The sequence below is a fragment of the Bacillus sp. 220_BSPC genome, from assembly GCF_001054655.1.
Classification (GTDB): Bacteria; Bacillota; Bacilli; order Bacillales; family DSM-1321; genus Peribacillus; species Peribacillus frigoritolerans.
The window spans coordinates 1-3009 of the sequence record NZ_JVPL01000231.1 but is presented as its reverse complement, the minus strand read 5'-3'; the positions used below and the strand labels follow the sequence as shown (position 1 = coordinate 3009).

Annotated in this window: 1 protein-coding gene and 1 pseudogene; one reads left to right on the top strand and one right to left on the bottom strand. The window is 36.3% G+C overall.

All coding sequences use genetic code 11. The annotated features are described in order from the left end of the window. On the bottom strand, positions 1-1466 hold a 1466-nt coding region (locus tag ADA55_RS17920; protein WP_264371013.1), incomplete at its 3' end, for a transporter substrate-binding domain-containing protein. 1088 nt (positions 1467-2554) lie between these two features. Between ADA55_RS17920 and ADA55_RS17915 the strand changes: the two are divergent. Continuing rightward, positions 2555-3009, top strand: a pseudogene (locus ADA55_RS17915) (HTH domain-containing protein); the annotation flags it as partial.

The window sequence follows — 3009 nt, the reverse complement described above, 5'->3', positions numbered from 1 at the left end:
ATCTGCTCGAAATTTATTTGTTTTTTTTCCATTGTCACCTTATGAAAAGCAAGTAAGGATATAAGCTCATGAGCGTGGCAATTTGTAATATTTGGCGGACGCGGACGTGCATATTCAATTAAATCGGTAACAATCCCATTCAAGCGGTTAACTTCAGTAGGCAAGTGTTCCATTAGAACTTGTCGGAATTGAGGATTATCATATTTACTCGGAAGTAAATCAATGAATGTTTTAATCGATGTTAAAGGATTCCTTATTTCATGTGCGACACCTGCAACTAGTTGACCAAGAGCGTGCAGCTTTTCTTGTGTGACCAATTTTTTCTCCAATGTTTTCTTTTCCGTCTCATCATTCATGGAAAGTAAGTATCCGGTTTGTATATCTTCAGAATTGAACATCTTATGCATCGAATAAGAAATCACCTTCTGTTCATTCTCCTCATTTAATACCAATATCCGAAAAGAACCCGTACGATTATTCTCATTTTGTTCTTGGTGTAAAGCTTCGAAATTCTTCATCAATTGCGAATGATTCGTAAGATTCAGAATCATTTCCTTGGAAATGTTTAGAATGTCCGATGCCTTTGCATTGCAGCTAGTAATCATGAAATCGAGATCGAATGTTATGATGCCATTATGGATATTGTTTAAGATTTGATCTTTGAACGCTTCAGCATTAGCGATGTTTTGCCGTTGTTTCTCTAAATCCTTATTTAATAAATGTAATTTCAAAGTCTGGTTATGTACGGATTTTTTTAGCTTTTGATTCCATATGTAAATGATTAGAAGGATAAGGGCCACGGCAGTTAAGATTATGATCAACCAAAATATGAATTGTTCGAGTCTGGCAATTTTTTGATTGGATTGTGGCATTACCCATTTATCGATTATCCCATTGATATTTCGGTTTGCCTTAAGTTCTGTGAGTGCATTGTCCATCATGAAAAGAAGCGATTGATTTCCCTTTTTCACTGCAATCGTATAATCCGCAGGCTCAATGACTTCATCAAGAATGATGTAATTCTTTTCTTGGCGGAATTTTTTTAAATAGAAATCAGCAGTCCATTTGTTTCCGATGAACACATCAGCTCGGTTGTTCAATAATGTTAAAATTCCGGAGTATTGATTTGAAACGGTCGTTAAGTTTGTATTCCTCATATTGAGAAATGTACTGATAACTGGTGTGTTATGGTCAAGGACAACATGTAAATCACGTAGATCCGTTAACGTATGAATATCCTGTTTCCTTTTACTAGGAATGATTATGGATTGGGACATTGTAAAATAGGATTGAGTGAAATCAAATTGGTTATCTTTTTCGGTATTATAGGTACTTCCGACAATTGCATCAATTGTTCCGTTACTTAAGGCTTTTTCGGCTTCTTCCATCCTCATCGGAATATATTTGAAATCTACGTCATTATATTTCGCTATTTCCTCCATTAAATCAATATTGATGCCTGTCAGTTCACCAGCTTCATTTTCAAATGAAAATGGAGGAAGGGCACTTTCTCCAGCAATTATAAATGTTTTTTCTTCAGCAAAAACAGCGGGAGACCATAATGTTTGAACAAAGATTATAAAGCAAAATATACTTAGTTTAAACAGCTGCTTTTTAATTAAGAGCCCTCCTTCTACGTCAAAATCCTTGCAGTCAGTAATCCTTTGTTAAAAACATCATGATTATATACTTCTCCAATTAAGACTTGAACCCTTTAATATGTAAAGAATTCTTAGTATAATCTGACACAATATAACAATAACCTACAAAAGAGTGTGTTTCTGAATGCATAAGCTGCCATATCCAATAAGGATTGCAGTAAAAAACATGAAGGTTACTCTTGTCTTGTTTTTAGATAAGTACGAAGAAAACGCGTTTGCCTGCAGTTTTTTCTTTGAATAAGTTCCAGTTGATTTCAGAAATCCGCTCCCTTTCCGCCGACTGTCTGCCAAGCCTCCCCGACGCAAGCCTCCCCGACGCAAGCGTCTGTGGGGTCTCGGTTAGCCAGTTATTCGGAAGGAGTGTCGCACATTTCTTCCATCCAATAAGGATTATAGCACTAAAGGAGTTCTATCTTTTAAAACAAATTTGATTGGAACGGAAGGCGAGAGACTCCTGCGGGAAAAGCGAGTGCCTGGAATTGAAATCTATTTTTTACACCGACTCAAAAAAAACTGCAGACAAGACGAGTTCTATCATTTTAAACAAAGTTGATTGGAGTGGTTGTTCGAGAACCCTGTGGGAAAAGCGTCCCTAGGGGACCCAGGTGCAAGGAGTGCCCAACTTTCCAATCATTTTAACCCTCAATATGTTATCTTATTTTTATATTTCAAGGGTTTTTATCATTTGCCGTAACGTTCCAAGATGATACGCCAAGTGGGCAATGGTCGTTAGCATTTTCCTGAATCGAAATATTCGAAAAAAAGCCCGATTTCTCAGTAATAAAATTGTAAAGTGTACCCTATTAAGTAGACACCAAAAAAAGTCTACCAATAGGGTACTTTTTTGTATAATTAAGAAACACAACTAGAGATAACATGGAGACGGGAAAATAATGAGTAAAAAGATTTTCACAGAGAAAGAGACCAAGCAGCTATCAACTAATAAATATGTTAAAGCAGTTGGTACAAAAGGAATCACTTATACAGATGAATTTAAGCATATTTTTATTTCTGAAAGAGAGAAAGGAAAGGCTGCGAGAGAAATATTTGAACATTGTGGGTTTGATCCAGAGGTTTTGGGGATGGACAGAATTTATTCCGCGAACAAAAGATGGCAAAATGCTTACAAGAATAAGGGGATAATCGGTTTACTTGACACTAGAACTGAAAACTCAGGACGTCTTAGAGAAAAGGAACTTACCTTAGAAGAGAAAAATGCTCGTTTAGAAGCACAAATTACCTTACTAAAGGCGGAAAACGAACTATTAAAAAAGATTCGTATTGCAGAAAGGGGGACGAAGAAATAGAGCTTTCTCCTAGCCAAAAGTATATACTTATTCGGTCAGTG